This is a genomic window from Nostoc sp. FACHB-888, from assembly GCF_014696655.1.
Classification (GTDB): Bacteria; Cyanobacteriota; Cyanobacteriia; order Cyanobacteriales; family Nostocaceae; genus Nostoc.
In genome coordinates this window covers 70,329-76,328 of the sequence record NZ_JACJQM010000033.1, presented here as the reverse complement: position 1 = coordinate 76,328, position 6,000 = coordinate 70,329, and the positions used below count along the sequence as shown (strand labels likewise).

5 protein-coding genes are annotated in these 6,000 nt (G+C 40.1%); 3 read left to right on the top strand and 2 right to left on the bottom strand.

The window, feature by feature from the left end; translation table 11 throughout:
* The first annotated feature begins 680 nt into the window (after nucleotides 1–680).
* Nucleotides 681–854, top strand: a complete 174-nt coding sequence (locus tag H6G26_RS20630) for a hypothetical protein (protein ID WP_190731028.1) — start codon at nucleotides 681–683, stop codon at nucleotides 852–854.
* Between the two features lie 55 nt (nucleotides 855–909).
* Here H6G26_RS20630 and ruvC read toward each other — a convergent pair whose 3' ends face one another.
* The gene (gene ruvC / locus H6G26_RS20625) at nucleotides 910–1,401 is read right to left on the bottom strand and encodes a crossover junction endodeoxyribonuclease RuvC (RefSeq protein ID WP_190731027.1); all 492 of its coding nucleotides are present in this window, start codon (nucleotides 1,399–1,401) and stop codon (nucleotides 910–912) included.
* A 174-nt stretch (nucleotides 1,402–1,575) separates the two neighbouring features.
* On the opposite strand from ruvC, the gene H6G26_RS20620 reads away from it, so the two are divergent.
* Together H6G26_RS20620 and tsaE are read left to right on the top strand one after the other, a co-directional pair.
* Nucleotides 1,576–2,946 carry a gluconeogenesis factor YvcK family protein gene (locus tag H6G26_RS20620; protein ID WP_190731026.1) on the top strand — a complete coding sequence of 457 codons (1,371 nt, stop codon included), beginning with the start codon at nucleotides 1,576–1,578 and terminating at the stop codon, nucleotides 2,944–2,946.
* Between the two features lie 151 nt (nucleotides 2,947–3,097).
* Nucleotides 3,098–3,559, top strand: coding sequence for a tRNA (adenosine(37)-N6)-threonylcarbamoyltransferase complex ATPase subunit type 1 TsaE (gene tsaE, locus H6G26_RS20615; protein WP_190731025.1), 462 nt, complete (start codon nucleotides 3,098–3,100; stop codon nucleotides 3,557–3,559).
* An 839-nt stretch (nucleotides 3,560–4,398) separates the two neighbouring features.
* On the opposite strand, the gene H6G26_RS20610 is transcribed toward tsaE, so the two are convergent.
* Nucleotides 4,399–5,574, bottom strand: coding sequence for a patatin-like phospholipase family protein (locus H6G26_RS20610; RefSeq protein ID WP_190731024.1), 1,176 nt, complete (start codon nucleotides 5,572–5,574; stop codon nucleotides 4,399–4,401).
* Nucleotides 5,575–6,000: the final 426 nt, after the last annotated feature.

Here is a 6,000-nt window from a genome sequence, read left to right as displayed (position 1 = left end):
TGTTGAATTGAGGAACGAAACCCAACTCTAAAAGTGAGATCGCAGTTAGTGTGGTATGCATCTAAAAATTACAAGTAATGACTTATGCGTGAATATTTTCTCCTGAATCGAGTAAGTATTTGTAAAAAGAATCCCTATTCTCAACAAAGCTAAAACTCGTTGCATTAAACCGCACTTATTGACAAAAATTGAGGCTAACGCTTTTGAGACTTGGAAAATAAATTAAGCGAGAAATAGTGATTTTTTTTCTTGGTTATTGGCACGCTGCAAGCGGCGATCGCTTTTAAAGTCCATATAGGTACTTGAAAGGTAGATGGCGTGAACAATAGGAAATCAAGGGCAAATGAGGTTTGTGAAAAACTTTTCGGCACTAATTTTCAAAAAAACGATTAAGGTGCGTTTTAACTCAAAAAACTTGACTGGTCTAAATTGAGCGATCGCTAACTGGGGGGATATTCCACCGAGCCGGAACCGAGGGACGGGCAACAGGCCCAGACCCCCAACGTCGCGACTATAGCTCATTTGCCTCGTTCAGTGACCCGGATGGCAATGGTTGGCTGCTCCAAGAGGTGAAGACGGGCGCTCCCGGACGATGACGAGACATTAACAGCCCAAACTTCGCCATAGCTGACCATAGGAAAATCCGCGAACCCATAGCTGTTTTTTCAAAGGGGTCAATTTTGGAGGCTCAAACCCCTACTGCAAATATTCTGGGTTTAATGGATCTCGCAAACCGCAAAAGTGTCATGTATTTGGATAATCCTCTAAAAGAACATAAATTATTGCAAACGATGCCTACGGCTGGCTACGCCTACGCTCGTACCAATCGTGTCTTAAGTATTTTTACTCTGTGACAGTTAGTAAAGGACTTTACGAACCAGTAAAGAACTTTATTGTTTGTGTACACACCTACAGCTGATACGAAGCCGTTAAAGCCACCGCCAAAGCATCAGCAGCATCATCAGGCTTGGGAATTTCATCTAAATCCAACTCCCGCGCCACCGCTTCTTGCACATCTAATTTATCAGCATTGCCATACCCTGTTAAAGCTTGCTTAATTTGAGCAGGAGTAAACTCTACGTAGGGAAGACGACGCTGGCCCAAGACCAAAATGAGTACACCCCGCGCCTGTGCAACCAGAATAGTACTTGACATTCGATAAAAAAATAGTTTCTCGATCGCAACCAAATCTGGTTGAAATTCTTCCATCACGGTGTGTAAATCATCAAACAAGGTACATAGGCGCTGTCCCATTTCTACATCTGCTGATGTTTTAATTACCCCAAAATCCAGCATATTTACTGTAGTCTCTTGTACCTTATTGGAAATTTGTGTGCAGGTAATTACCCCAAATCCTAAAATTGCCAGTCCTGGATCTAATCCTAAAATTCGTTTTTCCATTAAATTCACTTTTACCAAGCCAAGGTATTGTTTAACTAGGAATACTGGCAATCATGACCACTTGCTCTTAGTCTAATGGGATTGACAAATATAATAGTTTCACGCCTAGTGTTTTAAACCAAGTGGTGTACATTTTCTGTTAATTATTGTTTGTAGCACTGCTGTAAATCAGGTATGTCAATTGGTTTTCTCAGACAAGCCCTCAACGCCCTGCAAAAGCAGTCGCGCTCTCGTACTTCCTATCGCGTTAACCAGTGGTTCAAATGGTTATCCCCTGGACTATCGGTAAAACGTTGGTTGCTAATCAGTGTTGGGGGTGTACTGCTGGCGAGTTTGGGGTTAGCTATCTGGATTAAGCTGACCCCAATTTTTTGGATGATTGAGTTGTTTAGGGGTTTCCTGGGAGTAATCACCAACATTTTACCCAACTATGTTAGTGGGCCTTTGGTGCTGCTTGGCGGCTTGCTGTTAGTGCTTTGGGGGCAAACTCGCACTGTAGGCTCAATTACTAAGGTACTAAGAGCAGAAGGCGGAGAAGAACTCATCGATGTCTTGCTGGCCCATCATCGATTGTACCGAGGTCCGAAAATAGTGGTAATTGGTGGTGGTACGGGACTTTCTACGTTGCTGAGGGGACTAAAAACCTACAGCGCTAATATTACTGCTATTGTTACTGTCGCCGACGATGGTGGATCTTCTGGGCGATTGCGTCAAGAATTTGGAGTGCTACCACCAGGTGATATTCGCAATTGTTTGGCTGCGCTAGCAGATGAAGAAAAGTTATTAACAGAATTGTTTCAATACCGTTTTCGGGCTGGAGATGGGTTAACGGGTCACAGTTTTGGCAATTTGTTTTTAACAGCAATGAGTGACATTACTGGAGATTTAGAACAAGCAGTTGCAGCTAGTTCCAAAGTACTAGCAGTACGGGGACAAGTACTACCAGCAACTCTCAGTGATGTTCACCTCTGGGCAGAATTAGCCGATGGTCGCCGCATTGATGGAGAGTCTAGCATTCCCAAAGCTGGCGGTAAAATTGTCAAAGTTGGCTGTATTCCAGCTAATCCTCCAGCAGTACCGGCAGCTATTAAGGCACTTAAAGAAGCTGATTACATTATTATTGGTCCAGGTAGCCTTTATACAAGCTTGATTCCTAATTTATTAGTACCAGAAATTGCCGATGCGATCGCTCAAACAGATGCCCCCCGTATTTATATCTGCAATATAATGACTCAACCAGGAGAAACTGAAGGTTACACTGTTGCCGATCACATTAAAGCAATTGATGCTGCTTGTGGGCAAAGACGGCTATTCGATGCTGTGCTAATCCACAAAAAATCCCCCTCGGAGCAATCACTCATGCGCTACGCTCAACAAAACTCCCATCCAGTTTTCCTAGATAGAGAAGCTGTAACTCAGCTAGGGCGAAGGATTGTTGCAGCTAATGTTTTGTATGAAGATGAAACGGGTTTTGTCCGTCACAATCCGCAGAAACTAGCACGAGTGCTATTACGGTGGTACAGCAGAGGTCATCATGATAAGTAGTCATTAGTCATTTGTTATTAGTGGATAACCAATGCCCCATACTTCTCTACGTTCGCGTAGCGTGTCGCAGACAGAGGCTGCGCCCAAAGCGTAGCTATGCCGCAGGCTTTACAACTACGCTTCAGTACAAGTGCCTAATGACTAAATAATTATGAAACTTTTCCTTGCAGATACAGAGGCAACATTACGCTTAGGTATTACTCTCAGTGAATCCCTGACTCCTGGCAGTGTAATTTTATTAGAAGGTGATTTAGGTGCTGGTAAAACTACCCTAGTTCAAGGTATTGGCAAGGGTCTGGGAATCGCTGAACCTATTGTCAGTCCAACTTTCACCCTGATTAATGAGTACACGGAAGGACGCCTCCCCCTTTACCACTTAGATTTATATCGCTTAGAACCACAAGAAGTTGCAGCCCTGAATTTAGAAAGTTACTGGGAAGGTGTTGAAGTCATACCAGGAATTGTGGCAGTTGAATGGGCGGAACGATTGCCCTACAAGCCAGATAGCTATCTAAGTGTGAGTTTGACCTACGGGCATGGGGGTACTCGTCAAGTCGAACTCATCCCATTCAATTGTGTCATTAACGAAGTCAAAATAATTTGTAATGATTAATCAAGTGACTCTGTATCCTTCAATTACTAATTCGTAATACTTGCTTCTTGCCAGAAGCGAGTATTACGAATTAGTAATTATTTGTTCATTGCCGCGATTTAAACTTATCTCCCGACTAGTACGAGAAATGTCACTTTTTTGAGTACAACATGAAAAAATTTATGTAAGCAGTCGAAGGAAAACTCCACACTCCTTCTATCTGCCACTACCACGCTCACCACTGTAAATTACTAACATTGTTATTTCAACCCAAAATAAACGAAAAAATTTTGTAACAGCAGCTTTTTGGCTGTAATAATCAGTTAATAAACTGATTTAGATAGTGTATTAATTAAGAAAATGTAACCTCTTGTTTGGTGAAATAAGAGTTTTCACAGAACTTAGTCAGCTTGGTTTAACCCGATTTGTTCTCTACTGTCATCGAGAGAACAAATCTGGATTATTTAGTAACCAAAGCTAGTAGAGAAAAGTTAAACAAGTTCTGTAGAACTTGTTTAACTTGTCCTTATATTCAATATACCCAAATTAAAGTCATAATATATACACAATAATACTGATTTATAAAATGTTTAATGATTAATGTAAGTAATTTGAAATAGCAATAATTTCTTCTATTCACATCTGTAATTCACACTGATATTAATAAAGTTTTCAATAAAATAGCTCGTATTTCTACATAAGTATCGTAGAAATACGAGCTATCTGATCCTAGTATTAGTTAATATTAATATGCCTACGTGGATGCACTAGTACCGCAAGGCGGAAGTCAAAAGTCAAAATGAATATAGTGTAGGCGTTTCGTTGATTTGGAATGGGTTGTTTATTTCCGCCGCGCTGTACTAGTTATCTTTAATAAAAGAGGCGATCGCCTTTTTTATCGGAGAACCAGAGTTGCTTCTAGTATAGTACGTAAGACCTTGATCAATGAATGCAGAAGTAGTATCTATTAACTGCTGAATAATCTCCGAATTAGTGTTATCTATTTCTTCACTAACTTTTTTCCCTGTAAATCGATTTTTTCGCTCTTCTGGAGGTAATACAATGCGAGGATCTTTATAAGTCTCTTTTGGTTTGGGTTCAAATGTCTCATTTAAATCAAACTGAAGCCGTAAGTAACGTTTGGAATCGTACCCACCCATAATTTGTCGGCAAATAGTACTATCAATCTCAGATGTAGGTTCCATAAAGATGTTAGTCAGATTTTTTACCCAGTCTAAGCCTCTCCATTTGCTTATTTGCTCATATTGATATGGTTCACCAGTTTGGCCTGTGCCAATAGAAAGAATAGAAATATCTTCCAATCGTAGATTATCAAGTTTATATTTTTGCTTAATTGGTGGAGATACTGAAGATTGACTAATCCTCATAACTAGGCTCAAAGCTGCGAGAGCGGGGTTATTAGCAGAAATTCCTCCATCAATGTGAGGGAATTCCCAATCGCCAAATTTTTCTTTATCTACAGGTTCTAATTTATATGGTGGAAAAAAAGTAGGAGCTGAGGCAGAAGCGGTACATATCTCCCATAAATAACAGTCATCGTACCATCTCTCTTCTAGATCGGGATGACAGTTTGTAAAAAAGGTCGTATTACGATACAAAGTATCGTAAGCAAGAATTAAAATAATAGGTTTTTCAATATCTTTTATTCTTGTGGATTTATAGGCATCTTTGAGGACGCGAATAATTCCATCATGAGAGTATTTAGATGCTGAAAATACATCAATAATTGATTTAATGATAGACGGAAAGTTTTTATAACGATCTTTTCTACTTGGCGGAAATATATCTTTTCCTCTATCTTTATACAGATTAATGAGTTCATCACTCTGTTTTCCTACAGCAATCCCTCCTGCTAATATTGAACCAGTAGAAGTGCCAGCAATCATATCGAAGTATTCGTGTAAGAAGTTCCCTTTCCCCTGATTTCTAATTTCTTGTTCTACTTGTTGAAGTATTCGTGCTGCAACTACTCCACGAATACCGCCACCGTCTAAAGCCAAAATTTTGAAGGACATAGTAATTCTCTTTGATTATTCATATGGTTATGTTTCCCAATAGTTTCTGGGGACAAGCATCATGAAATGAATCACAATAGACTTCCATTAGCTTGTTTACTCTTATCCATCTGAAGATACCCAAGTTTCTTTTACGAATCGCCAAAGATGCTAAGGGACTTCCAAAGAAAAAATAATCAATCGCTTTGGTGGGCAGGGGAAGCAGGGGGAGCAGGGGAAGCAGGGGGAGAAGAAACCGGACAGTCGTATTGGACGTAGGAATTGAGTAATTTAATTTTTGGATGTCCCTAAGGAAGATTAAGCTCATCCCATCTCCTAAAAGGAGATGGGATAACACAAAAGACTGTTGACTGTTAACGGCGTTTGGGCGTCTCTCATCCCATCTTTAAAATATTGGGTTTTCCCAACGCCTTTTTATAAATATTT

Bases quoted from the DNA above. Each gene is read 5' to 3' on its own strand.
- ruvC (WP_190731027.1), bottom strand. From the start codon at position 1,401: ATGGAAAAACGAATTTTAGGATTAGATCCAGGACTGGCAATTTTAGGA.
- H6G26_RS20620 (WP_190731026.1), top strand. From the start codon at position 1,576: ATGTCAATTGGTTTTCTCAGACAAGCCCTCAACGCCCTGCAAAAGCAG.
- tsaE (WP_190731025.1), top strand. From the start codon at position 3,098: ATGAAACTTTTCCTTGCAGATACAGAGGCAACATTACGCTTAGGTATT.
- H6G26_RS20610 (WP_190731024.1), bottom strand. From the start codon at position 5,574: ATGTCCTTCAAAATTTTGGCTTTAGACGGTGGCGGTATTCGTGGAGTA.